Raw genomic sequence first — 23600 nt, forward strand, 5'->3', positions numbered from 1 at the left:
TGTATTCCGTAACATCTAAATCGACAAAAACGGCAGCATAAAGTCGACACTTCCCGCAAGGGGCATGCTGACCAGATCGCAGGGCTATCTTGGTGGTGCTTCGTATCTACCAAAGGAGGCCCGGAGAGGAAATGATCAGCATGACCGATAAGAATTCTATACGCCTGCTGTGGCGGCAGGGGGACAGCGTCGCCGAGATCGCGCGCAAGACCGGCGTGAGCCGGGACACCGTCTACAAGTACCGCGACATGGACGACTTCAGCCCCGAGCCGCCCGCGAGGCGGGCGCAGGGCTCAAAGCTCGACCCGTACAGGCCCCTGATCGAGTCCTGGCTCGACGACGACATGCGCAGCGGACGCAAGCAGCGCCATACCGCGAAGCGCGTCCACGACAGGCTCGTCTCCGAGTGCGGCGCCGACGTCTCCGTCAGCACCGTGGAGCGGTGCGTCAGGGAGATTAGGGCCCGCCGCTCGGCGGAGGCGGCCGACGCCCAGTACCTCGACCTCGTCTGGGGCCCCGGCGAGGCGCAGGCCGACTTCGGCGAGGCCGACTTCTACGTGAGGGGGATGCGGACCACGCTGAGCTTCTTCGTGATGACGTTCCCGTACTCCAACGTCGGGCTGGCCCAGGTCTTCCCGGGCGAGACGTCGGAGTGCGTCTGCCAGGCCCTGCGCAACGTCTTCGAGCACGTCGGCGGCGTGCCGACCAAGATCGTCTTCGACAACGCGACCGGCGTCGGCCGCCGCGTCGGCGGCGGGGTCCGGACGACCGAGCTGTTCGCCGCCTGCAGCGCCCACTACGGCTTCCGCTTCAGGTTCTGCAACCCCCGCTCGGGCAACGAGAAGGGCAGCGTCGAGAACAAGGTGGGCTGCGTGCGCCGCAACCTCTTCGTCCCCGTCCCCCAGCTGTGGGACGCCGGCGCCTTCAACCGCAGGCTGCTCGAGCGCAGCCTCGCCATGTCCGACAAGCCCCACTGGATAAAGGGCGAGCGCGAGCTCGATCTCTTCGAGGCCGACAGGCTGGCGATGCTCGGGCTGCCGGCCAAGCCCCTCGACTGCGTCACCTACGTCTCTCGCACCGCCGACAAGAAGGGCAAGGTCTCGGTCGGCGAGAGGGGCCGCCACCTCTACTCCACGCACCCGTCGCTCTCGCGCCGCAGGCTCACGGTCGGCCTGCGGGCGACGACCGTGAGCGTCTACGACCCCGACAGCGGCGAGCTCGTCTGCGAGCACCCCAGGGCNTGTTAGCGTCAATCTATTTTTCACCAGTTTCGCTAAACAGGCGCACCGTTCGCGCAAAGGCGGTTTCACCGGTTGCGCTAACGTATTTTCACCGATTCCGGTCACGGCTTGACGGGCCCGTCCCTCGGCAGGTCCTTCAGCCTGTAGGACCTGCCGGTTATCTTGACCAGGTGGCAGTGGTGGCACACCCTGTCCGCGATCGCGCTCGCCGCCACGTCGTCCCCGAACACCCTGCCCCAGCCGCTGATCCCCACGTTGGTGGTGATGATCGTCGAGCGCTGCTCGTAGCGCGTCGATATCAGCTGGAACAGCAGGTCCGCGCCCGCGCTGCCGACGTCGAGGTAGCCGAGCTCGTCGATGATCAGCAGCCTCGAGTGGGCGTAGTACTTGAGCCTCTTCTTGAGGATGCCGCGCGACGAGGCGTCCTCCAGGTCCTCGACGAGCCGGGCGCAGTCCACGAACCTGACCTCGCGCCCCGCCCTGACGGCCTCGATGCCCAGCGCGACGGCGAGGTGCGTCTTGCCCACGCCGGGGCTCCCCACGAGCAGGACGTTCTCGGCCCGCTCGACGAATCTCAGGGTCGCGAGCTCCTCGATCTCGGCGCGCGGGACCGACGGCTGGAAGTCCCAGTCGAAGTCCGCCAGCCCCTTGACGTAGGGGAACCCCGACGACCGTATGCGCTGGTTGGTGATCCTGACCTCCCGGGCGGCGACCTCGACGCGCGTCATCTCCTCGAGGGCGGAGGCGAAGCCCCGCTCGCCCGCGGCGACCATCCTCACGTAGTCGGGCAGGGACGCCGCCATCTCGTGCAGCCCGAGCGCGGAGAGGTTCGCCTGCGCCCTGATCGAGGGGCTGCCCTCCGCGACGGCGCCCATCACGCCCCTCCGAGCGAGTCGAGCAGCGCGAGGTTGGCGCGCGCGGCCTCGGCGATGTCCGCGTCGGCCAGGCCCCGCTTCCCCTCGAGGGCCTGCCCGTAGTGGTCGGGGTCGTAGTTGATGGGCCTCGACGGCCCGGACGCGGCGTCGTGGACGGCGACCTCCTCGCCGGCCATCCTCACCACGACCTGGCCGCCGGGCATCGCCACGACGCTCACGCGCCGGCCGATGCAGCGCCTGGGCACGGACCACTCCCTGCCGACGGCCCTGACGAGCATGGTCGGCGGGACGGTCTGGACGCTCACGTCGCCCACCATCGACTCGAGGAGCCGGAGGTTCCCGATGGGCCGCAGGCTCTCCTTCTCCCGCATGAACAGCGCGTCGGGCGGCAGGCCGGTGGTGCGGTTCGGCTCCGAGTTGGCCTGGGCCTCGACCCGGGCCACCGCCTCGGCGAGGCCGCTCCACCCGGTGAACTCGCCGCCGTAGGCGAGCAGGCGGTTCAGGAAGCGGTTGGCCGACTCGTCCTTGCCTTTGGTCTGCGGCGAGCGCGGCGCGCAGAGCCTGAGCTCGAAGCCGGCCTCCCGCGCGAACCGCCACGCCCTCTCCTGCCTGGTCCTCCTGCGGCCCGAGACGGTCACCAGGCACGACATGTTGTCCGTGATGCACTCCTCCGGGACGCCGCCGAGGCGGGTGAAGGTGGCGAGCAGGCAGGACAGCAGGTCGTCGAGCGTGCGGCTCCTGACCGGTATGAAGCGGTGCTTCCGGGAGTAGCCGAGCGTCGCGGTGAACACGCTGAACTCGAAGACCTCGCCCTCCGAGTCGACGAGCCTCATGCCCTCCTTCCAGTCGAACTGCAGCTGCCTGCCCGGGGGCGTCTCGAACCGCGGGTGCGGCTCGCGGCCGCCCGCGCCCCCGAAGGGCACGTCGTGCGCTCGGCACCACGCGGTGAAGGCGCCGTACCCGGGCAGCCCCTCCCCGCGGCCCTCGCGCAGGAACGCGTAGACGGCCATCTTGGTCATCCCGGGCAGCTGGGCCTTCGAGCGGATCACCTCCTCGAGCGGGTCGAAGGCGCTGCCCCTCGCGGACCTCCCGTCGGCGGCGGACTCGCCCTCCCGCCAGTACTTGGCGACCGTGTGCCGGTCCATGCCGTGCCTCCTCGCGATCTCACTGAAGTTCGGCTTCGCGCCGGACCCCCTGTAGACGTTCAGCTCTCCCATTACGTTTCGCTCCATATCCCGCTCCTCCCGGGTCGGATACCCGATCGGAGCATAGTTCCGTTAGCGCAGTTGGTGAAAGTACGTTAGCGGGGTCGGCGAAAGCGCATTAGCGCATTCGGCGAGATGCGTTTGCGAAAGTGGTCAATTTTAGATTAGCGCTAACANAGCGCGAGCTCGATCTCTTCGAGGCCGACAGGCTGGCGATGCTCGGGCTGCCGGCCAAGCCCCTCGACTGCGTCACCTACGTCTCTCGCACCGCCGACAAGAAGGGCAAGGTCTCGGTCGGCGAGAGGGGCCGCCACCTCTACTCCACGCACCCGTCGCTCTCGCGCCGCAGGCTCACGGTCGGCCTGCGGGCGACGACCGTGAGCGTCTACGACCCCGACAGCGGCGAGCTCGTCTGCGAGCACCCCAGGGCCTACGGCAGCGCCCCGACCGACACGTCCGACCCCGCCTCGCAGCTCGCCCTGCTGGCGTGGAACGCCGGCGGCTGGGAGAACAGCAGGGTGAGGGAGGCGCTCCCCGACGAGCTCAGGGAGCATATGGACTCACTGGACAGGGCGGGCCTGAAGGCCGAGCTGAGGGTGATGCGCGACCAGGCGGCCACCTCCGGATGGGAGGCCACGCTGCAGGCGGTGCGCCTCGCCTACGAGGCGACCGGCCGCATCGACGAGGCGTCGGTCGCCGTCAGCGCGGCGCGCGCCGCCACGGGGACCGTCACCTACGACGAGCCCGTGGACCTCGGCGTCTACGACGGCTTCATGGGGGTGGCGTAGATGGCCAGGGCCGCATGCCCCGACAGGCGCCTGCTCGAGTCCTCGCTGAGGGGCAAGGCGCGCTCGATGCTGTTCTCGAACAGCGTCGTCGACGAGTTCTGCGAGGAGGCGACGCTCCCCGAGATGAGGGCGGTCGAGGGCCTGCTGGCCAGGCAGATGGAGGTCAGGGCCGCCAACCAGCTGGAGAGGAGGATGCGCAGGGCGAGGTTCCCCGCGGCCAAGTCGCTCGACGGCTACGACTTCTCCCAGGTCTCGTTCCCCGGCGGCTACGGGGAGGCCGACCTCAGGTCGCTCGCCTTCATCGACGCGTGCCAGGACTTCGTCTTCCACGGGAAGACGGGCAGGGGCAAGACCCACCTCGCCATCGCGGTCGGCGCCGCCGCCGTCAGGGCCGGCAAGTCCGTGAGGTTCTTCACCGTCGCGCAGCTCGTGATGCACCTGGCCGACGCGCGCGACCGCGGCAGGCTGCGCAGGGAGCTCGACGACCTGCTGTCGGCGGACCTGCTGGTACTCGACGAGCTCGGCTACGTGCCGCTCGACGTCGAGGGGGCGAGGCTGCTGTTCCAGGTCATGTCGGCCCCCGAGGGCACCCAGAGCCTCATAGTCACCACCAACATAGAGTTCAGCAGGTGGGGCACGGTGTTCGGCGACGACAAGATGGCCGCGGCCGTCGTGGACAGGCTCGTCTACACGGGCAGGCTGGTGGAGTTCAACGGCGCCAGCTACAGGATGGAAAACGCGCTGATGCTCGGGAAGGGTGAGGCCGAATGAGGTACGCCGCGGAGGACTGCCCGGTGAACAGGATGAAGGACCGCGACGCCGGCGCCTGGGACGCGCAGACGCTCTGCGGGCTCTTCCAGTGCCCGGGCTGCGGGCTGACGCCGGACCACCCGCTGATGACGGGCGAGCGGGGCGGGATGGAGGAGGTGCCCCCGGAGGACTGGGAGATACCGTTCTAGGCAGCGGGCGGGCCGGCCGCGACGGCGCCGGCCCGCCCGGAGGCGGTCAGCATGAGGGTGTCGAAATTCGACAGACGTATTTGTCGATTTTTACTTGACGGAACACAGCTCCAGCCACCGGCGGTCCGACAGGTCGACGGCGGCCTCGAGGGCCGGGCAGGACTCGAGCAGCACGGCGCGCAGGCGGTTCTTGTCCCTGGTCGCGCAGGCGACGACGTGGTCGCGCTGCGACGAGAGGGCGCGCGCGGCCTCGAGGGCCTCGCCGCGGCCCGGGACCCCCGACAGGGAGTCCGGCACGCCCAGGGCGGTCCGCGCGATCACCGCGGCGTCGCGCTCGTCGGTCTTGGCCTCGCCGGCGAACAGCCCGGTGGCGCGGCTGGCGGCGAGGCCGGGCAGGTAGGCGACCCCGAGCCCCGCGGCGCGGGCGCGCCTCACGGCGAGGGACCCTATGTTGCGGAACTGGTCGACCACGACGAGCGTGCCGGCGGGCGCGGAGGCGAACAGCGCGTCGAGCTCGGCCTCCCTGTTGCGGACGGGGGCGCTGGACAGCACCTCCCCGTCGCGGTCGATCAGGCAGGCCCAGTGGGAGGACTTGCCGACGTCTAGGCCGAGCACGGCCGCGGGCCTGGTCGATGGCGCTTTCACGGTGGTATCCTTCCGGTAGTCGTTCGACCGGATGGCCTCCCCCTCGGCACTCACATTACCAGCCGCGGCGCCTGCCCGGCACTTTCCTATCAGCCGTCGGGGGCGGCGCGTCCCGCGCCGGCAGCACCCAACGGGCCCTCTCGGGGGCAGGGACGTTCGGCCGTGCGCGGGCGCCCGGTCGGCGGCCCGTTCTGGGCGCGCCTCAATCGTAGCCCGAGACGAGCCCGGGCTGACAATTTCGACTGTAATGGACGTTCTTAAACGACTAGTCATTTAAGAACGTCCCCAATGACTGGTTCCGTTTGCTGGGGAGGCGTGGGACAATACCGAGCGAACGTGATGGGGTGTCTGGGAAAAGGGGTCGCGATGAACAAGTTGAGGACGCTTGCGGACGTATTGCGCCAGGCTGGCTTTGCGCGCATCACGAGTCTGTTTCTTATCTTCTACCTGCTGTGTTCGACGGCTGTCTGGCTGTCCGAACCTACGACCCTCACGTTTGGTGATGGCCTCTGGTTTAGCTTCGAGACGGTCTCGACGATCGGCTTTGGTGACATCCCGGCCGCAACGCCGGTTGCCCGCGCTATTACCGTCGTCTTGAGCGTTATCAGCATTTTCTATATCGCTATGCTCACGGGCGTGGCGGTGAACTACTGCAATATGCTTATCAAGATGTGCCAAAAGGACACCATGGCACGCTTTATGGACGATCTTGATCATTTGGAAGATCTCGATCGCGATGAACTCGCCGATCTGTCACGCCGCGTGCGCGAATATCGCCGACGCCAGCGCTAGAGGGGGCTAAATGAATATCACGGTATACCTGGGCGCGAACGTCGGCAACGACCCGGCGTTTCTGCCCGCGGTGCAGGAGCTGGGCGACTGGATTGGAGCCAACGGCCACGCGCTGGTATACGGCGGGTCCAAGTCGGGGCTGATGGGCGCGCTCGCCGATAGCGTGCTCGAGGCAGGTGGACACGTGACGGGTGTTGAGCCGAGCTTTTTTATCGAGGCCGAGTTTCAACATGACGGTATCGACGATCTCATCGTGACGAGCGACATGGCCGAGCGCAAGGCCAAGATGATCGAGCTCGGCGACGCATTCATTGCCTTTCCGGGCGGTACGGGCACGCTCGAGGAGATTGCCGAGGTCATGTCCGCGGTGTCGTTGGGGCACCTGAGTGCTCCGTGCATCCTGTATAACCTGGGCGGTTACTACAACGACCTCAAGGCGCTGCTCGGGCACATGATCGATAAGGGCTTATCGAGCCCGCAGCGCCAGCACGGCATTTACTTTGCCGACGATTTGCGCGAGATTGCTTCGATTATCAGCAGATAAGTCTTGAGCCTGCCCCACTACGACTCCCAATGGTGCCGTTTGCGGCGCAGATGGTTGTCTCGTTCGGGCAACGCTCGCTCTACAACAAACGTATCTATGTCGACTTTGACCGCGGGAGGACTCGATGGATAACCTTGCCAAGCCCACAAACCGCGCGCTGTTTTTGGCCAGCGTTGCCGTGACCGGTGCGTTTGCGGGTGCCGCGGTCTGGCTGTTCTTTTTTGCGATGGAGCACGGTATCGACTATCTATGGACCGAGGTTCCGAACGCGTTGGGCGTCGCTTCGCCCGAGCTTGCCAGCGGTCCGTTCGGTTTTCTGCCGTACCCGTTTTTTGTCTGCCTGCTGGGCGGCCCGCTGATTGGCCTGTACGAAAAGATGACAGGCACCAAGACCGATGACCTTAACCAAGTGATGGCCAAGGTAAAGCGCGATGGACGCTACCCGTACGACAACCTGGGCAAGCTGTCGCTTGCCGCGCTGCTGCCGCTGCTGTTTGGCGGCAGTATTGGACCGGAGGCCGGCCTGACCGGCGTCATTGCGGGGCTGTGCAGCTGGGTCGGCGACCGCATGCGCCGTTTTGGAGCCGAGTTTAGGGAGCTCACGCTGTTGGGTACCCAGGCCGCCCTGACGGCGCTCTTTACCGCGCCCGTGTTTGGCTTTGTGGCGCCGCTTGCCGGAAGCGCTGACGGCCAGGGTGCCGGCGATGGCGATGATTCCGAATCCGGTGAGATAACCATCAGGCTGCCCAAGGCGCAAAAGACCGTGGTTTACGGCATCGCGATTGCCGGCGGCCTGGGCACCTACCTGCTGCTCGGACAGCTCATGGGCGGCGGCATGGGCATGCCGAGGTTCGAGGCTGCCGTGGTGGGCAACCTGGAGCTTACCTGGCTCATTCCCCTGTCGTTGATCGGAACAGTCTGCGGCTGGCTATACTTTGTCTCTGAGCACGCGAGCGAAGCGCTTGCCCATGCAATAGGGGAGCGTCCTGTCGTCAAGGCGATGCTGGCTGGTTTGGCGCTCGCGATCTGCGGCACGGTCCTGCCCTACACCATGTTTGCCGGCGAGACACAAGCCGATGTGCTCATGGAAACCTACCTGACCATTCCCGCTGGCGTGCTTATCGCGACCGGTCTTGTTAAGGCCATGTTGACGCCTGCCCTCATCAACCTTGGCTGGCGTGGCGGCCACTTCTTCCCGGTTATCTTCTCGGGTGTGAGCCTGGGCTACGGCCTTGCCATCCTCACCGGCGCCGATCCGGTCTTTTGCGTCGCCGTTTGCACCGCTTCGACGATGGGCGCCGTCATGCGTCAACCCGTCATGGTCGTGGGCCTGCTGCTCATGTGTTTCCCGCTTAAGGGCATCGTCTGCATGATCATCTCCGCCGCCATCGCCGCTGGCATTCCGCTGCCCAAGCCACTGCACAAGTAGCGTGGTGGTGCGCGGCCAATACAGGCATCCCAGGCCCGGCGTGAGAACGTAGCGTCTGCTGGGCTGCTGTTCCAACAGTCATGAAGAGAATATGCCAGATGACGGAGGTGAAACGGCGCAACAAGCCACGGCCAGCGCCTAGATCTCGCTCGGCATCGGCGCTACTTCCAAACCGCGAGCGCGGCGGTGCCCAGTACGATGAGGGCGAGACCGACGGCGCCGCGTCGCGAGACTTTTTCGTTGAATGCCAGGCGCGCAAATAGTACCGATACGACAATCGATAGTTTGTCGATCTGCACCACGACGCTCACCTGGCCTGCGGCGATGGCATAGTAATAGAGCAGCCACGATGCTCCGGTCGCGATGCCCGATGCCGTGAGAAATACGAGTTCGTAGCGGTCTACGTGCACGGCTTGGCCCATCTTGCCTTTAGCTGCCACGATTGCCCATGCCATAACCAGTACCACACAGGTACGGATTGCCGTGGCCAGGTTGGACTCGACGCCTTCGATGCCAACCTTGGCGAGGATGGACGTGAGCGCCGCGAACACGGCGGCGCCGAGGGCGTAAGCGAGCCAGGTCCGGTCTTGCTGCTGCTCGGGTCCGGTGGACTGCTTCTTCTCGATCATTAAAATCGTGCCGAGGGTAATGACGGCGGTTCCCCCGAGCTTAACCGCAAGGTTGCTCGTCTCGCCAAAAAGCGCGATGGCGATCAGCGCGGCGAGCACGGTGCTCATCTTGTCGACTGGTATGACCTTATTGACGTCTCCGATGCTCAACGCCTTAAAGTAACAGATCCACGAAGCGCCGGTAGCGAGTCCCGAGAGGATGAGAAAGAGCCAGGATCTGGGTTCGATGCTGCCAATGGTTCCAATGGATCCAGAAATACCCGCCATTGCCCAGGCGAAAACGAGCACCACGCAGGTGCGAGTGGCCGTCGCGACATCGGAATCGGTCTGCTTGATACCGCATTTGGCCAAGATGGATGTGATGCCGGCAAAGAATGCTGACGCAAATGCTGCGACGACCCACGACACGGGTGCGGTGCCTCCTCAAAAAAGACCACGCCAGATCTATGGCGCATGTCCGATGATACCGCGCTTGCCTATAGGTTGCGTGCCCGGTAGACCTTGGTGCTGATGGCGCAGCTGACAACGCCAAGGACGACCGTTGCCAGCGCGACGGCACCACCCAAGCAACCGAGGACGGCAAGATCGGGATTCGTCCCTGCAATCGACATGAGCTGGTTGCTAATGGGGTTGAATGAGTTTAGCGTGACCATGATAAGGCACATGTATAGGGCGTACAGACCAACGGATAGGCGTTGCGCCTTCATGTGTTCAAATCGAAAGAACAGAGGCAGTACCAAAAACACCGCCATGAGGGAGAAAAGCATCGATATTGCCGAGGCGATTGCGGTCTCAAAGACGGTCTCTCCCGTGGAGGGGATACCCACGCTGTTTAAGATCGGGATGGCGACGATACTCAACAGCACGGCCGCGCACGCCATGATGACCGAGAAAATAGTGATGCACAGGTAGCGTGCGCTGACGATGTCTTTGCGTGAGATGGGCAGCGTTGCCCGATAGCGCTCCCATCCGTTTTGGTTGTCGAGCCCGGCCAGCGACGTCATGGCCATGATAGGCGACATGGCACTGATCGCGAAGGCGCCGGCGGCGCTCATGTCGGAATCACCATTCGATGCCCTGACGGCGGTCAGCACGACGAAGATGAACAGGCCGACACCTGCGATGCTCGGGACGAGCGTGCGAACGATGGCAAGCTCGGACATAATGGCGCGTTTCATTTCAAAGCCCCTTTCAGCATGAAGCGAAGATAGTCATCAATGGTTGCCCGATCGCAGGGAATCTCGGGGAAGGCCTCGAGCACTTCGCGGTGGTTGGGCACGAGCACGTCCACGCTGTAGGCGTGGCGGGCGGCGCGGGTGCCTTCGACGCAAGCCATGAGCTCGGCGGCCTGTGCCTGGGTGCAGTGGGCGATGACGGCGCGGTCGGTAATGTCCTCGCGTGGCAGGTCAAACACAATCGAGCCGTTATCGATGCAGATGACGCGGTCGGCAGCGCGATCGAGGTCGGACGTAATGTGGCTCGAGAGCAGCACGCTGCGCTGGCCGTCGGCGACAAAGGCGAGCAGCTCATCGAGCAGTTCCTCGCGTGCCATGGGGTCGAGGCCCGCGGTGGCTTCGTCCAAAACGAGCAGCTTGGCATGGTGGCTGAGCGCGCAGGCGAGCTGCAGCTTCATACCCATGCCGCGGGAGAGGTCCTTGACCTTTGTCTTGGGATCGAGGCCAAATCGGTTGATGAATCCGGCGAACGTTTCGCGGTCCCACGTGGGGTACGCCGGGCCTACGAGCGCCTCGATCTGGCCGACCTTGAGCGTGGAGGGGAAGGGGCATGTGTCCAGCACGAGGCCGATGCGAGAGCGCAGGTGGCGTTGCGACTCATCGGGCGCATCGGTGCCACAGCGCTGCCCAAACAGGTGCACCTCGCCGGCATCGAGCTTTATAAGCCCAAGCGTGGCGCGAATGGTCGTCGTCTTGCCGGCGCCGTTTGCGCCCACAAAGCCAACAATTTGGCCGGGCTCCACGGCCAACGTGACGCCACGTAGCGAAAAGCGGTCGCTCACGCGGCGTGAGATGCTTTTGAGTTCTAGCAAGTTTTGCATGGCATAGCCTTTCTTGCAGATGGTTACTGCATGGTTTCGGGGGCTACCAGGTCGAGCATTTCGTGCAGTTTATCGCGCGTGACGCCCACGGCTTCGGCTTGCGTTGCTGCCTGTGCGAGCAGCTCTTCGATATGGCAGAGCTGATTTTCGCGCAAGAGTTCTTGGTTGCCCTCGGCGACAAAACAGCCCTTGCCCTGCACAGTGCAGATAAAACGAAGTTGCTCCAGGTCGGCGTAGGCGCGCTTGGTGGTGATGACACTCACGCCAAGATCGCTCGCGAGTGCACGGATGCTGGGGAGTTTGGCTCCCGCAGCAAGTGTGCCCGAAAGGATCTGAGCTTTGACCTGCGAGGTTATCTGCTCGTAGATGGGCTTGTCGCTCGAATTGGATAGGATAATGTCCACAGCGGCTCCTTAGCTGATGGGCTACACGTGTATATAACCGGTAAGCACAGTATATACATACTATGCACAGTTGTGCAAGAGGAAATTACGGGGCTGTCCGTCCCTCTACTCATTCATCTCAATCTGTAACACTAAGACCCGTTTTTGGCGGCTAACTGTTACAGATCAAGATATTGGCTGCCCGCCCTGTGCGTTCATCTCAATCTGTAACATCTGGAGGTCAAAAACCCGTTTATCTGTTACAGATTGAGATTTTGTCGACGGGTCCATTCATTTGTCTCGATCTGTAACATCTAAGCCCGTTTTTGCTGGCTAACTGTTACAGATCAAGATATTGGCTGCCCGCCCTGTGAGTTCATCTCGATCTGTAACATCTGGAGGTCAAAAACTCTTCTAGGTGTTACAGATTGAGACAAACCGTCGCGGAACACCGCTGACATTCCACCATCCGAGCCCCAACTGATGAATTTGTCCTGATAGGCGCCCTATGGCGAGGTTTCGCGGCTACAATAGTGCGGTTACATCGACGTAATGCACTCAATGCAAGAAAGGATCCGCATGGCAAGCCTGTCGGATGAAATCTCGTCGCGCCGCACATTCGCGATCATCAGCCACCCGGACGCCGGTAAGACCACACTGACCGAGAAGCTGCTGCTCTATACCGGCAGCATTCAGACCGCTGGTTCGGTCAAGGGCAAGAGCTCGGCCAAGCATGCCGTCTCGGACTGGATGGACATCGAGAAGGAGCGCGGTATCTCCGTCACCTCCTCGGTGCTGCAGTTCACCTACAACGGCGCCTGCGTCAACATCCTCGATACCCCCGGCCACCAGGACTTCTCGGAGGATACCTACCGTACCCTTATGGCCGCCGACGCCGCGGTCATGGTCATCGACGGCGCCAAGGGCGTCGAGGCCCAGACCAAAAAGCTTTTTAAGGTCTGCACACTGCGCCACATTCCCATCTTCACCTTTGTGAACAAGCTCGACCACGATGCTCGCGATCCGTTTGAGCTCATGGAAGAGATCGAGAATGTCCTGGGTATCAATACGTATCCCATGAACTGGCCGATCGGCAGCGGCCGCAACTTCCGCGGCGTGTTCGACCGTCAGACCCGTCGCGTCATTGCCTTTGAGGGCGACGGCCACGCCAACGCCACCAAGAAGGTCGCCGAGGTCGAGGCCGAGCTGGGCGATCCTTCCATGGACGAGCTCATCGGCGAGGAGAACCATAAGAACCTGATGGACGACATCGAGCTGCTCGATGGTGCCGGCGACGAGCTCGACTTGGATGCCGTGGCCTGCGGCAAGCTGAGCCCGGCGTTCTTTGGCTCGGCGCTCACCAACTTTGGCGTGGAGCCCTTTCTCAAGGAGTTCCTGCGCCTGGCCCCGACGCCGCGCGCCTATACCGATACGCTCACCGGCGAGCCGGTCGATCCCTGCCGCGACGACTTTAGCGGCTTTGTGTTTAAGATCCAGGCCAACATGGACAAGAATCACCGTGACCGCATCGCCTTTGTGCGCATTTGCTCGGGCAAGTTCGAGCGCGGCATGGACGCTTTCCACGTGCAGGGCAACCGCAAGCTTAAGCTTGCCACGGGCACGTCGATGATGGCTGACGACCGCGCCATCGTGGACGAGGCGTACGCGGGCGATATCGTGGGCCTGTTCGATCCGGGTATCTTTAGCATCGGCGACACCGTGTGCTCCGGCAAGCGCCACGTGCAGTATCCGCAGATCCCGACGTTTGCCCCCGAGATGTTCGCTCGCATTACGCAGGTCGATACGCTCAAGCGCAAGCAGTTCGTCAAGGGCATGGAGGAGCTTGCCCAGGAGGGTGCCATCCAGATCTTCCGCGAGCTGGGTGCCGGCATGGAGAGCGTCATTGTGGGCGTGGTCGGCGTGCTGCAGTTTGAGGTGCTCGAGCGCCGCCTTAAGGCCGAGTACCGTGTTGAGGTTCGTCGCCAGCCGCTGCCCTATACGGACATCCGCTGGATCCAGAACGACCCCGATACCATCGATATCCCGGCTCTTTCGCTCACGCGCGACACGCTGCGCGTCGAGGACATGCGCGGCGGCAAGCTGCTGCTGTTCACGAGCCCGTGGAACGTGGACTGGGCTACCGACCACAACCCCGACCTTATCCTGTCGGAGTTTGGCAACGTAGCCTTTTAACGCATCGGCGCGGTGGCCCTGCGGTGCCGCCGCGCCGTTTGCTTGCCTGATGCCGTGTGAGCGGCTATCATACCCACCGTCGTCTCAAGACCGGGGCGTCCGAGCAGTTCGGGTCCGATATCCTGCTCGTTAAACCTAAAACCAAAGGAGTACATAATGATCAAAAAGGTCATGGAGGACTACAAGGTCCTGTTGCGGAGCATTCCCGCGGCAACGGTTTCGCTGTTTTTCGTGAGCGTCATCATGATGAACCTGCTGGCCAACAAAGAGCTGATCAGCCTGCCGTATCTGGCGCTCGACTGTGGCTTTGTGGTGAGCTGGGTTTCGTTTTTGTGCCAGGACATGATCTGCAAGCGCTTTGGCGCCAGGGCATCCATCAAAATCTCTATCCTCGCGTTGCTGGTCAACCTGGCCGTGAGCCTGTGCTTCTGGGCATGCTCGCTCACGCCCGGCATGTGGGGCGCCTACTACGACACCGGCATGATCGAGGTCAACACTGCCCTTAACGCCACCATCGGTGGCACCTGGTACGTGGTGCTTGGCTCGTCGCTTGCCATGCTCGTTTCTGCCGTGGTTAACTCCACGCTCAATCAGTCGCTCGGCCGTATGGTCAAAAAGAATAATTTTGCGAGCTTTGCCTTCCGCTCCTATGTCTCCACGGGCGTTGGCCAGTTTATCGACAACTTGGTCTTTGCCATCGTGGTGAGCCACACGTTCTTTGGTTGGACGTGGGTACAGGTCCTTATGTGCTCGCTGACCGGCGCTATTGCCGAGCTGCTGTGCGAGGTCTTCCTGAGCCCCGTGGGCTACAAGGTCGTGCGCAGCTGGGAGCGCGAGAATGTGGGCTCCGAATACCTTGAGCGCCACGCAACCGCCTAAGGAGCAAGTATGCGGGTTTTGATCACGGGTGCTTCGGGCGGTATCGGAGCCGCATGCGTGCGGCGCTTTTTGGACGAGGGCCACGAGGTCGTGGGCTTTGACCTGCTGCCGGCGGCGATCGAACATGAGCGCTACCGCCATCTGATCGTCGATGTCCGCGAGCCGGACTCGTTTCCAGTTGACCTTGAGCCCCAGGTAATTGTAAACGTTGCCGGTACGCAGGATTCGGCCGACGACATCGCCGCCAACCTGTGTGGCACCATCAACGTGACCGAGCGCTACGCCTTTGTGGGGGAGGGGTTTGCCGCCAAGCCGGCGCCGGATATCAAATCCGTGGTCAATGTGGGGTCGGCGAGCGGGCATACGGGATCGGAGTTTCCCGCCTATGCCGCCAGCAAGGGCGGCATTATCGCTTACACCAAGAACCTTGCAAACCGCTTGGCGCCGCAGGCCATCGCCAACAGTGTGGACCCGGGCGGCGTTATCACGCCGCTCAACCGTTGCGTGATGGAAGACGAGCACCTGTGGAACCAGATTATGGAGCTCACGCCGCTTAAACGCTGGGCCACTGCCCAAGAGATCGCCGAATGGATCTACTTTGTGGGCGTGACCAACCGGTTCATGACCGGGCAGAGTCTGTTGATCGATGGCGGCGAGGCCGGCCGCACCCAGTTTATCTGGCCCGAATAGAAAATGCGCCCGATGGCAAGATTGCCGTCGGGCGCGTTTTTGATGTATCGATTTTTAGCCGAGGCAAGTCCAGTTGACAGGGGTCGAGCCGTGCTGTTCGAGTAGCCGATTGGCAGCGGAGAAGGGGCGCGACCCCATAAAGGCGGGGAGTTCTGCCGTGGCACGGTTGGCCGAAAGCGGCGAGGGGTGCGTGGAAGCCAGGCAGAACTTGCCGGTCGCCTTGCCTGCGCCGGTCGCGGCGAGCTTGCTCTCGACCATCTGCTGGGCAAAGCGGCCCCATGCCAAAAAGACGACCGGTTGGGGCAGCTGGCAGCAGCGTTCGATAACGTAGTCGGTGAGCGTGCCCCAGCCCAGTTTGGCGTGCGAGTTCGCGGCATGCTCGCGCACGGTGAGCGTAGTGTTGAGAAGCAGGACGCCCTGTTGTGCCCATGGGGTTAGATCTCCTGTGACGGGAATAGGGCAGTCCAGATCGGCATTGAGTTCCTTGTAGATGTTGCGCAGGCTCGGCGGCAACTTGGTTTGCGTCGCGGGGACCGAGAACGACAGCCCCATGGCCTGGTTGGGTCCGTGATAGGGATCTTGACCCAAGATGACAACTTTGACCTGGTCGGCCGGCGTGTAGGCGAGGGCATTGAGGATGTCGTCTTGTGCCGGGTAGATGGTCTGCTCGGCACGCAAAAGGGCGATGCGCCCGAGCAGCTGGTTCGTAGTGTCACGTACCGGCTGCGGTGCATCGCCCAACCAAGTTGCTATGTTGCGGTCGCGGGTTGCGGCGTCCATGGGGCTCCTTTACGTCAGATGCTCTGTTGGCATCTATTGTAAAGACTTTCGTCGGCCGATATTCGCGTACGTCCCATCGTGCATGCCCCCTCGCGCGACGTGGTGGTGGCCTGGCGCAGCTGGGAGACCATGTCTATCGCCACAAGGCGCTTTATCGACCATATGAGCTCGCATATTGTCCATTAATGACTGGCGGGGCGTTGAGTGCAGTGTTTAGCGGGCTGTCGCTTTGGTTTGGGCGGTGCGATAGGTGCGTGCCGGGTGGCAGAGTAGCACCGCCACGACCATAAAGAATGCCGTGGTGCCCAGGCTGATGGGATAGACCATCATGATGTTCGCAAAGGTGCGGAAGTGCGGGAACACGCAGAACACCCAATAGAAGCGAATGCCGCAGACGCAGATCATGGTGATGAGGGCGGGCATGAGCGAGATACCAAAGCCGCGCAGGTAGCCGGACATGTTTTCGTAGAACATGCTAAAGGCGTAGGCAGGGAAGATCGAGCACACGCGGATATAACCGATTGAGACGATGTTGGGATCGCTGTTGAACAGCGACAAGATCTCGCGCCCCAGGCCGACAATAACGACAATCGTGGTGAGTGCAACGATACCGCCTTCGGTCAGGCAGACCTTGAGCGTCTTGGTGCACCGGTCGATCTGGCGGGCACCGTGGTTTTGTCCCACAAAGGTGGTGCAGGCCTGGCTAAAGCTGTTGAGCAGGTTGTAGCACACGTACTCCAGGCTCATGGCGGCGCTCGATGCCGCCATGACTTCGGTGCCCAGGCTGTTGATGGCGGACTGGATGATGATGTTGGCGACGGCAAAGACGGCGCTTTGGATACCGGCGGGCAGGCCGATCTTGACGATGCGCTTGAGGGCGACGGGGTCTAAGCCTAAGTCGCGCGGGGTGACACGGACGACGGAGTTGGTCTTGAGCAGACGGATGAAGAGCGTAGCGGCGCTGACGGTGTAGGCGATGGCGGTGGCGACGGCGACGCCCGCGACGCCCCAGTGGAGTACGGGGACAAAGATGAGGTCCAGGCCAATGTTGAGGACGGTGGACACGGCAAGCGCCTGCAGCGGCATGCGGGTGATGCCGACGGAGCGGAAGATCGCGGCCTCAAAGTTGTAGAGCAAGATCGAGGGCATGCTGAGCAAAAAGACACGCAGGTAGAGCGAAGCGAGCGGCATGGTTTCGGCGGGAACGTTGAGCGCGGCGAGCATGGGCTCGGCAAAGATCTCGCCCAGTGCGATGACGACAAAGCCCACGAGCGCCATTAAAATCGAGGTATGGACGGCGCGTTTGACCATGTTCTGATCGTTGCGCCCGATAGCGTTGGCGATGACCACGTTGGAGCCAAGTGACATGCCAATAAACAGGTTGAGCATAAGACTGGTAAGCGGAACATTGGAGCCGACCGCCGCCATGGCGAGGGTTCCCTGGTCGCCCGAGAAGTTACCGATGATGACCGTGGCGATGAGGTTCGACAGCTGCTCCAAGATGCTCGTGGCGGCCACGGGGAAGGCGAACAGGGGAATATTGCGCCACAGCGAGCCGGTGGTCATGTCAATGTGCTTAGATGCGGTGTCAGCCATACGCTCTCAATCTCTAACATGCTCTTTCGTGCTCATTTGCGCAGACGATGATACTCCTAATCGCCTAGTCATTGGGGACGTTCTTAAACGACTAGTCATTCAAGAACGTCCCCAATGACTAGGTGGGGAAGGCGTGCGACAATGGTCGGCGTTGTGTTGTTCGCGCTAAGGAGTTGCCATGTTGTTGTGTCCCGTTTGCCATGAGCCGTTGGTGGACGACGAACGCGGTGCTGTATGCGCGGGCGGACACCGGTTTGACCGCGCGCGCGAGGGCTATCTGTATCTACTGCGCTCGTCCAAGAGCGGCGACTCGATGGGAGATCCCAAGTCGCAGGCGCGCAGCCGTCGTGACTTTCTGAACCGCGGTTACTATGCGCCGTTGCGCGATGCGATGGTCGAGCTCGTGCGCGAGCGGGCGGCTGGGCGCGCTGCGTCTGCGAACGGCCCCATGACGTTGCTCGATATTTGCTGTGGCGAGGGCTACTACACGAGCGCCATGGGCGCGGTGCCGGGCGTGGATGCCAACGGGTTCGACTTGGGCAAGGAGATGGTGCGCCTGGCCGCCAAGCGTGGCGGCGCGACCTATTTTGTGGCCAACATGAAGGACATCCCCGTGGCCGATGGCGCCTTCGATATGGTGACCGAGCTCTTCGCTCCCTTTAACGAGCGCGAGTTTGCCCGCGTATTGGCGCCGAAGGGATCGCTCTATACCGTGGTGCCAGGCGCCCGTCATCTGTTTGGGCTCAAGGAGGTACTCTACGACACGCCGTACCTTAACGATGAGAAGCTGCCGAAGACCACCGAGCTCGAGTTGGTCGGAACGCAGCGGGTGTCTGCGAATATTACGCTTCAGACCCAGGCCGACATTGAGGCGGTGTTCCAGATGACGCCGTACTACTACCGCACGCGCCCTGCCGACAAAGAGCGTCTGGCACATTTGGACACCCTTCAGACCGACATCGACTTTATCATCGCCGAGTACCGTCACTGCTAACAACCTGCCAAAAAGGGACAGGTTTATTATGGTAGGTTTTATCTGGGCAAACGTAAAGGGCCGACCGCGTTGCTACGCGATCGGCCCTTTTTAGCTGCTTGATAGCAGAGGTTATGAGAAGTGGGCGCTTACAGGCGGTCCTTGTTCTCGGCCTTAACGGCGTGTGCCTGCTGAACAAAGAACAGGTCGTAGACCACGATGACAAAGGCCCCAATATTGAGGGCGCTGCCGCCCAGCGCAGGAAGGGTAAGCACGGCCTGGGCGAGCGTGGCGGCTGCGGCAACAATACCGAGCTTAAACGCGCCGTCTACTTGCGAAGGCTTGTTGGCACCCTTGATGCCCGCAACGCCCGCGGCAAGGTCGACGAGGCCCTTGGCGATAATCACGACCGCGGCGAGCATGGCGTTTGGGCCGAATGTGGAATAATCGAGGTTGTTCGTGGCAATGCCGACGCCGGCGATGACGAGGTCGGAGATGCCCCGAATTAAGTAGATGAGGGCAAGGATTTTGAGTGTCTTGCGCACGAAGCTCATGGGTAGTCCTTTCGATGCGGGCGCTGCCAGGCTGGCGCGTCCCGTATGCTGCACATATCGTGAAACACATTGTAGTTCAATGTGACGGCGTGTGTGTTGGAAAGCGCTTCTCGCCTGTGCAGGGCAATCTTTCAAAAAAGAAAGCCAGCTGTAAGCCAAATCGATGGCAGCTCATGTGCGGCGCTGAGATGATAGGGCCGTAACAAGGAGCTGGTCTCAAGGAGGAGCCATGATGTACGGAGCCAAGCAAGTGCGTGAGCCGCGATCGTTGGGAAGGCGCATGAGTGATTCCGTGATTGCTGCCGTGTGCACGGGATTGATGGCGGTGCTTTGCATTGGGATGCTGTGGGCCATGTCGCATGTGGGACAATAGCGGACGGTTGGGTGCTGGCATAAACGGCGCTCACGTATTCGTTTTGTTTGTTAAGGAGTACCCATGGGCGTCGTCGATCCCTTTTCTGTTGCTCGGGCTGCGGGGCTTGAGCTGACTGGGAAGTCCGAGGGCCTCACGCTCACCGACGGCACGATGGAGCTGCGTGCCGATTTTGCCCGTATGCTTCCACGGCTCAAGCAGGGCCGTCTGCAGCAAGAGCTGTTGGTAAAGGCTGCGCGCGCAAAAGGCATCGAGCGCCCATGGGTGATTGATGCCACGGCAGGCTTTGGCGAGGATTCGTTGCTGTTGGCAGCCGCAGGCTTTACCGTCGATCTGTATGAGCAGGATTGCGTGATCGCGGCGCTCCTCAAGGATGCTTTGGATCGCGCGGCAGGTGATCCGGCGCTTGCGACAGCTGTGGCGCGCATGCGCTTACATGCGGGCGAGGACAGCATTGCCGGTCTTCGCCATACAGCTGAGCTGATCGGGCAGGGCGAGCTCGCGGCTCCCGACGTGGTGTATCTGGACCCCATGTTTCCCGAGCGCACCAAGAGCGCGGCGGTGAAAAAGAAGTTCCAACTCTTGCACCATCTGGAACAGCCGTGTGCCGATGAGGAGTCGCTGGTCGAAGCCGCGCTTGCGGTGCGGCCGCGCAAGGTCGTTATCAAGCGGCCGGTGAAGGGGCCGCTGCTTGCCGGCGTTAAGCCGAGCTATCAGCTTGCGGGCAAGGCCGTTCGTTACGATGTTTTGGTGCCGCCGCACCCGTAGCTTGCGCACGATGGCTGGCGTCCCGTCAACGCCGTGCCGATGCGGGTTCTATTTCCAAGGGTGCGACGTCAGATGCCATCCGCCGCAGTATTCGCATTTGTAGCAGGCCAAACCACGCCGCCCGCGGTTTTCGCAGTCGGCCATAACTGCTTCGGCCTCGGCGCGCGTGTCGTAACGGTTTTTGCGCTCGCACGACTTGTAGCGCCAGGCTTCATCGCGCTCGGCTTCCAGGACGTCGCGGCGCTCGTCCTCGCGCGCAAACAAGTCTCTCATATCGCCGCCTGTGGCAGCGCCCAAAAACTCGCTTTTGGCTTTTGACCACGCGGCTCGCTTTTTGCTCCCCATCTGCTTCTCGCCCCTCTCCAAACGCTGGTATCATTGCTCAATCAAAGTGATACCAATAAACGTGAGGCCGCCGCGTGATGATCAGAAAAACCCTCGATACCGACATTCCCGCTGTCATGGCTATCTATGATGCGGCCCGCGCCTTTATGCGCGCGCATGGCAACGCCACACAGTGGCCCGAGGGCACGCCTTCTGCCGAGCAGCTGGCTGCCGATATCGCCGCCGGTGGCAGCTATGTGTGCGAAGTCGACGGCCGCGTGGTGGCGACATTTGCCTTTTTGCCGGGGCCGGACGAGTGCTATGACGTCATTGAGGACGGTCAATGGCGTAGCGACACTCCGTACGCCGTGTTGCACCGTGTGGCATCCGACGGTACCGCGCATGGTATCGCGGCTGCGATGTTTGCCTTTGCCAAGGAACGCATCGACCATCTGCGTATCGACACGCATCAGGATAACCTGCCCATGCAGGGTGCGATCCTCAAGGCCGGATTTGAGCGCGCCGGCATCGTGCATGTGTCGGACGGCACGCCGCGTGTTGCGTTTGATTGGCTGCGCGAGGCGTAAGAGCGACGTCTCATATCAATAATTCATGCGAACGAAACTGGCCCAGGTGGGGTCATTTTCGTTCGCTGTGCTGATTTGCAAGCCGGCTTTCGCAAGGCGCGAACCTACGAAAATCGCCGCGCGGCAACGCGGGGCGATGAGCTCGGTCGGGGGATAGGGCCCGCTTCGCCCGCCGGCCCGTACATTGTATCATCCAGTGTGGAACGAGGGTGCCCGTTGCCGCGTGCGATGGGCTTGCAATAAGAGGAGAGCCATGTCGAAGCAAGCGGTCGTTGGAATCTTGGCGCATGTCGATGCCGGCAAGACCACGCTGGCCGAGGCCATGCTGTTTAACGCGGGCCGCATTCGCAAGCGCGGCCGCGTTGACGATGGCGATTCGCATCTGGACACGAACGCGATCGAGCGCGAGCGCGGCATTACGATCTTCTCGTCGCAGGCCGTGCTCGACCACGGCGATACCCGCGTCATGCTCGTGGACGCACCGGGTCATGTCGATTTTTCTGCCGAGGCGGAGCGCACGCTGCGCGCCCTGGACTACGCGATTCTGGTGGTGGGCGCCAACGACGGCGTACAGGGGCACACCGAAACTCTGTGGCGCCTGCTTGCGCGCTATGACATCCCGACGTTCATCTATATCAACAAAATCGATTTGGAGCATCCCGGCCGCGATGTTTTGCTGGCACAGCTGGGGCAGCGTCTTTCCGAGGGCTGCCTGGATGCCAACGAGCTGTTGGCGGGCGGTGCCGTTCAGGAGGACGCTGCTGCGTTGGACGAGGCGGCGCTCGAGGAGTTTCTAGAGGCGGGTGAGCTTTCTGTCGCGACGCTGTCGCGCATGGTTGCCGAGCGCAAGCTCTTTCCTTGTTTTGCTGGCTCGGCGCTCAAGGACCAAGGCGTGGACGAGCTGCTGGATGGCATATGCGCGCTGATGCGCGAACAGGCATGGCTCCCGGAGTTTGCCGCGCGCGTCTATCGTGTCAGCCGCGGGGATCGCGGCGAGCGCTTGGCTTGGGTTAAAGTGACCGGCGGAACGCTGCATGCCAAGCAGATGATTGACGGACGTTCCGGTGCCGAGGCATGGGAGCAGAAGGTCGATCAGGTACGCATCTATAACGGCGAGAAGTATGAGCTTGCGCAAGAAGTTGCTGCTGGCGGTATTTGTGCCGTGACGGGTCTTGCGCACGTTCGCCCAGGGGACGCCCTGGGCGCGGAGCCCGCGGGCGATGCACCCGTCATTGCGCCGGTCCTTACCTATACGGTGCTTCCGGGCGAACACGACGTCCATGCGGTGTTCAAAGCGTTGACTGGGCTGGCGGATGAAGATCCCATGCTCGGCGTAAGCTGGAATACGCATCTTGAGCAGATTCACTTGCAGTTGATGGGCGCCGTGCAACTCGAGGTCGTGCAGCGGGTGTTGGCAGATCGCTTTGGCCTTTCGATTGCGTTTGAGCCTGGCGGCATTCTCTATAAGGAGACTATTTCGCAGTCGGTCGAGGGCGTGGGCCACTTTGAGCCGCTGCGCCATTATGCCGAGGTGCATTTGCGGCTGGAGCCGTTGCCAGCGGGCTCGGGCGTGCAGTTTGGCACCGTGACCTCGACCGACGAGCTCGATCTTAACTGGCAGCGTTTGGCGCTCACCAACGCCATGGAGCGCGATCACCTGGGCGTGTTGACGGGCTCGCCCATCACCGATGTGCGCATTACGCTCACGGGCGGGCGTGCGCACGCCAAGCACACCGAGGGCGGTGATTTTCGCCAGGCCACGTACCGCGCGATTCGCCAGGGGCTCATGCAAGCGCGTGAGGCCGGCGCGGCGGTGCTGCTGGAGCCGTGGTATCGCTTTGAGCTCGAGGTGCCGGGGGAGTGCGTGGGCCGGGCGCTCTCGGATGCCACGCGCATGGGTGCCGAGTACGAGCCGCCGACGATGGCGGGAGACCGGGCGAAGCTTGTGGGTCGCGTGCCGGCATCCGAGGTGCAGGATTACGCGCTGGAGGTGGCTGCCTACACGAGCGGTCGCGGTCATTTGTACCTGGAGTTCGCCGGCTATGCGGCTTGCCATGATGCCGAGCGCGTAATCGAGACGGACGCCTATGAGCCCGAGGCCGATCTGCCCAACACGCCCGATTCGGTCTTTTGCTCTCACGGCGCCGGTTACACGGTCAAATGGTACGACGTACCCGCCGCGGCGCACGTAAAGATCGATCCCGCCACCTTCCGCCCCTGGCGAGCAGCAGACGCCGAGTTTTTCGGCCATATGTGGCAAAGGACAGTTCCTTTGCCACATACTATTGGTATAACTCGGTATAAGTTGGTATAACTATTACCAGGGTTTTCCAATCC

At 62.4% G+C, this 23600-nt stretch carries 24 protein-coding genes and 1 pseudogene; 13 read left to right on the forward strand and 12 right to left on the reverse strand.

From position 1 onward, the window contains the following. Window positions 1-140 precede the first annotated feature (140 nt). Window positions 141-1247 carry an IS21 family transposase gene (gene istA / locus GT495_RS00700; RefSeq protein WP_161162659.1) on the forward strand — a complete coding sequence of 369 codons (1107 nt, stop codon included), beginning with the start codon at window positions 141-143 and terminating at the stop codon, window positions 1245-1247. A gap of 95 nt (window positions 1248-1342) precedes the next feature. Here istA (GT495_RS00700) and istB (GT495_RS00705) read toward each other — a convergent pair whose 3' ends face one another. Both istB (GT495_RS00705) and istA (GT495_RS00710) read right to left on the reverse strand, forming a co-directional pair. Beyond that, window positions 1343-2116, reverse strand: a complete 774-nt coding sequence (gene istB / locus GT495_RS00705; protein WP_117821545.1) for an IS21-like element helper ATPase IstB — start codon at window positions 2114-2116, stop codon at window positions 1343-1345. After that, complete coding sequence (istA, locus tag GT495_RS00710) at window positions 2116-3348, reverse strand: IS21 family transposase (RefSeq protein WP_161161258.1); 1233 nt, start codon at window positions 3346-3348, stop codon at window positions 2116-2118. The genes istB (GT495_RS00705) and istA (GT495_RS00710) overlap by 1 nt, the downstream gene beginning before the upstream one ends. A gap of 827 nt (window positions 3349-4175) precedes the next feature. On the opposite strand from istA (GT495_RS00710), the gene istB (GT495_RS00720) reads away from it, so the two are divergent. Both istB (GT495_RS00720) and GT495_RS00725 read left to right on the forward strand, forming a co-directional pair. Further along, window positions 4176-4880, forward strand: coding sequence for an IS21-like element helper ATPase IstB (istB, locus tag GT495_RS00720; RefSeq protein WP_304515539.1), 705 nt, complete (start codon window positions 4176-4178; stop codon window positions 4878-4880). Further along, complete coding sequence (locus GT495_RS00725; protein WP_152077065.1) at window positions 4877-5068, forward strand: hypothetical protein; 192 nt, start codon at window positions 4877-4879, stop codon at window positions 5066-5068. The genes istB (GT495_RS00720) and GT495_RS00725 overlap by 4 nt, the downstream gene beginning before the upstream one ends. Before the next feature lie 90 nt (window positions 5069-5158). On the opposite strand, the gene GT495_RS00730 is transcribed toward GT495_RS00725, so the two are convergent. Then, window positions 5159-5713, reverse strand: coding sequence for a transposase (locus GT495_RS00730; RefSeq protein ID WP_204986865.1), 555 nt, complete (start codon window positions 5711-5713; stop codon window positions 5159-5161). A gap of 366 nt (window positions 5714-6079) precedes the next feature. Between GT495_RS00730 and GT495_RS00735 the strand changes: the two genes are divergently transcribed. From GT495_RS00735 to GT495_RS00745, 3 genes are all read left to right on the forward strand, one after another. Next, window positions 6080-6505, forward strand: coding sequence for a potassium channel family protein (locus tag GT495_RS00735; protein WP_161161765.1), 426 nt, complete (start codon window positions 6080-6082; stop codon window positions 6503-6505). Window positions 6506-6515: 10 nt separating this feature from the next. Further along, window positions 6516-7049 carry a TIGR00730 family Rossman fold protein gene (locus tag GT495_RS00740; protein ID WP_161161764.1) on the forward strand — a complete coding sequence of 178 codons (534 nt, stop codon included), beginning with the start codon at window positions 6516-6518 and terminating at the stop codon, window positions 7047-7049. A gap of 124 nt (window positions 7050-7173) precedes the next feature. Continuing rightward, the gene (locus GT495_RS00745) at window positions 7174-8478 is read left to right on the forward strand and encodes a chloride channel protein (RefSeq protein ID WP_161161763.1); all 1305 of its coding nucleotides are present in this window, start codon (window positions 7174-7176) and stop codon (window positions 8476-8478) included. A 161-nt stretch (window positions 8479-8639) separates the two neighbouring features. Here the strand turns inward: GT495_RS00745 and GT495_RS10965 are convergent, their stop codons facing one another. The 5 genes and pseudogenes from GT495_RS10965 to GT495_RS00765 form a co-directional block, all read right to left on the reverse strand. Next, a complete protein-coding gene (locus GT495_RS10965; protein ID WP_255451683.1) occupies window positions 8640-9107 on the reverse strand; it encodes an EamA family transporter in 468 nt (155 codons plus the stop codon). Next, window positions 9102-9515: pseudogene (locus tag GT495_RS10970) on the reverse strand (EamA family transporter); the annotation flags it as partial. The gene GT495_RS10965 and the pseudogene GT495_RS10970, both read right to left, overlap by 6 nt. Before the next feature lie 68 nt (window positions 9516-9583). After that, complete coding sequence (locus tag GT495_RS00755; RefSeq protein WP_161161761.1) at window positions 9584-10285, reverse strand: ABC-2 transporter permease; 702 nt, start codon at window positions 10283-10285, stop codon at window positions 9584-9586. Beyond that, the gene (locus GT495_RS00760) at window positions 10282-11163 is read right to left on the reverse strand and encodes an ABC transporter ATP-binding protein (RefSeq protein WP_161161760.1); all 882 of its coding nucleotides are present in this window, start codon (window positions 11161-11163) and stop codon (window positions 10282-10284) included. The genes GT495_RS00755 and GT495_RS00760 overlap by 4 nt, the downstream gene beginning before the upstream one ends. A gap of 23 nt (window positions 11164-11186) precedes the next feature. Beyond that, a complete protein-coding gene (locus tag GT495_RS00765; RefSeq protein ID WP_161161759.1) occupies window positions 11187-11567 on the reverse strand; it encodes a GntR family transcriptional regulator in 381 nt (126 codons plus the stop codon). Window positions 11568-12125: 558 nt separating this feature from the next. On the opposite strand from GT495_RS00765, the gene GT495_RS00770 reads away from it, so the two are divergent. The 3 genes from GT495_RS00770 to GT495_RS00780 all read left to right on the forward strand — a co-directional run bounded on the left by GT495_RS00770 (window position 12126) and on the right by GT495_RS00780 (window position 15308). Further along, the gene (locus tag GT495_RS00770; RefSeq protein ID WP_161161758.1) at window positions 12126-13739 is read left to right on the forward strand and encodes a peptide chain release factor 3; all 1614 of its coding nucleotides are present in this window, start codon (window positions 12126-12128) and stop codon (window positions 13737-13739) included. Window positions 13740-13895: 156 nt separating this feature from the next. Continuing rightward, a complete protein-coding gene (locus GT495_RS00775; RefSeq protein WP_240128052.1) occupies window positions 13896-14618 on the forward strand; it encodes a VUT family protein in 723 nt (240 codons plus the stop codon). Between the two features lie 9 nt (window positions 14619-14627). After that, complete coding sequence (locus GT495_RS00780) at window positions 14628-15308, forward strand: SDR family NAD(P)-dependent oxidoreductase (RefSeq protein ID WP_161161757.1); 681 nt, start codon at window positions 14628-14630, stop codon at window positions 15306-15308. 54 nt (window positions 15309-15362) lie between these two features. Here GT495_RS00780 and GT495_RS00785 read toward each other — a convergent pair whose 3' ends face one another. Together GT495_RS00785 and GT495_RS00790 are read right to left on the reverse strand one after the other, a co-directional pair. Continuing rightward, a complete protein-coding gene (locus tag GT495_RS00785) occupies window positions 15363-16088 on the reverse strand; it encodes a uracil-DNA glycosylase (RefSeq protein ID WP_161161756.1) in 726 nt (241 codons plus the stop codon). Between the two features lie 213 nt (window positions 16089-16301). Further along, a complete protein-coding gene (locus GT495_RS00790) occupies window positions 16302-17684 on the reverse strand; it encodes an MATE family efflux transporter (RefSeq protein WP_161161755.1) in 1383 nt (460 codons plus the stop codon). Between the two features lie 178 nt (window positions 17685-17862). Here GT495_RS00790 and GT495_RS00795 point away from each other — a divergent pair, with 178 nt between their 5' ends. After that, window positions 17863-18678, forward strand: a complete 816-nt coding sequence (locus GT495_RS00795; protein WP_161161754.1) for a putative RNA methyltransferase — start codon at window positions 17863-17865, stop codon at window positions 18676-18678. A gap of 128 nt (window positions 18679-18806) precedes the next feature. On the opposite strand, the gene GT495_RS00800 is transcribed toward GT495_RS00795, so the two are convergent. Further along, a complete protein-coding gene (locus GT495_RS00800; RefSeq protein ID WP_161161753.1) occupies window positions 18807-19211 on the reverse strand; it encodes a hypothetical protein in 405 nt (134 codons plus the stop codon). A 436-nt stretch (window positions 19212-19647) separates the two neighbouring features. Between GT495_RS00800 and GT495_RS00805 the strand changes: the two genes are divergently transcribed. Next, window positions 19648-20352: a class I SAM-dependent methyltransferase gene (locus GT495_RS00805; RefSeq protein WP_161161752.1), complete on the forward strand. Its 705-nt coding sequence runs from the start codon at window positions 19648-19650 to the stop codon at window positions 20350-20352. Between the two features lie 48 nt (window positions 20353-20400). Here the strand turns inward: GT495_RS00805 and GT495_RS00810 are convergent, their stop codons facing one another. Continuing rightward, window positions 20401-20625, reverse strand: coding sequence for a hypothetical protein (locus tag GT495_RS00810; protein WP_240128051.1), 225 nt, complete (start codon window positions 20623-20625; stop codon window positions 20401-20403). A gap of 149 nt (window positions 20626-20774) precedes the next feature. Between GT495_RS00810 and GT495_RS00815 the strand changes: the two genes are divergently transcribed. Together GT495_RS00815 and GT495_RS00820 are read left to right on the forward strand one after the other, a co-directional pair. Beyond that, window positions 20775-21263 carry an N-acetyltransferase gene (locus tag GT495_RS00815; protein WP_161161751.1) on the forward strand — a complete coding sequence of 163 codons (489 nt, stop codon included), beginning with the start codon at window positions 20775-20777 and terminating at the stop codon, window positions 21261-21263. A 253-nt stretch (window positions 21264-21516) separates the two neighbouring features. Next, the gene (locus GT495_RS00820; RefSeq protein ID WP_161161750.1) at window positions 21517-23577 is read left to right on the forward strand and encodes a translation factor GTPase family protein; all 2061 of its coding nucleotides are present in this window, start codon (window positions 21517-21519) and stop codon (window positions 23575-23577) included. The last annotated feature ends 23 nt before the right edge of the window (window positions 23578-23600 follow it).

This window comes from Collinsella sp. BIOML-A6, from assembly GCF_009875845.1.
Classification (GTDB): domain Bacteria; phylum Actinomycetota; class Coriobacteriia; order Coriobacteriales; family Coriobacteriaceae; genus Collinsella; species Collinsella aerofaciens_H.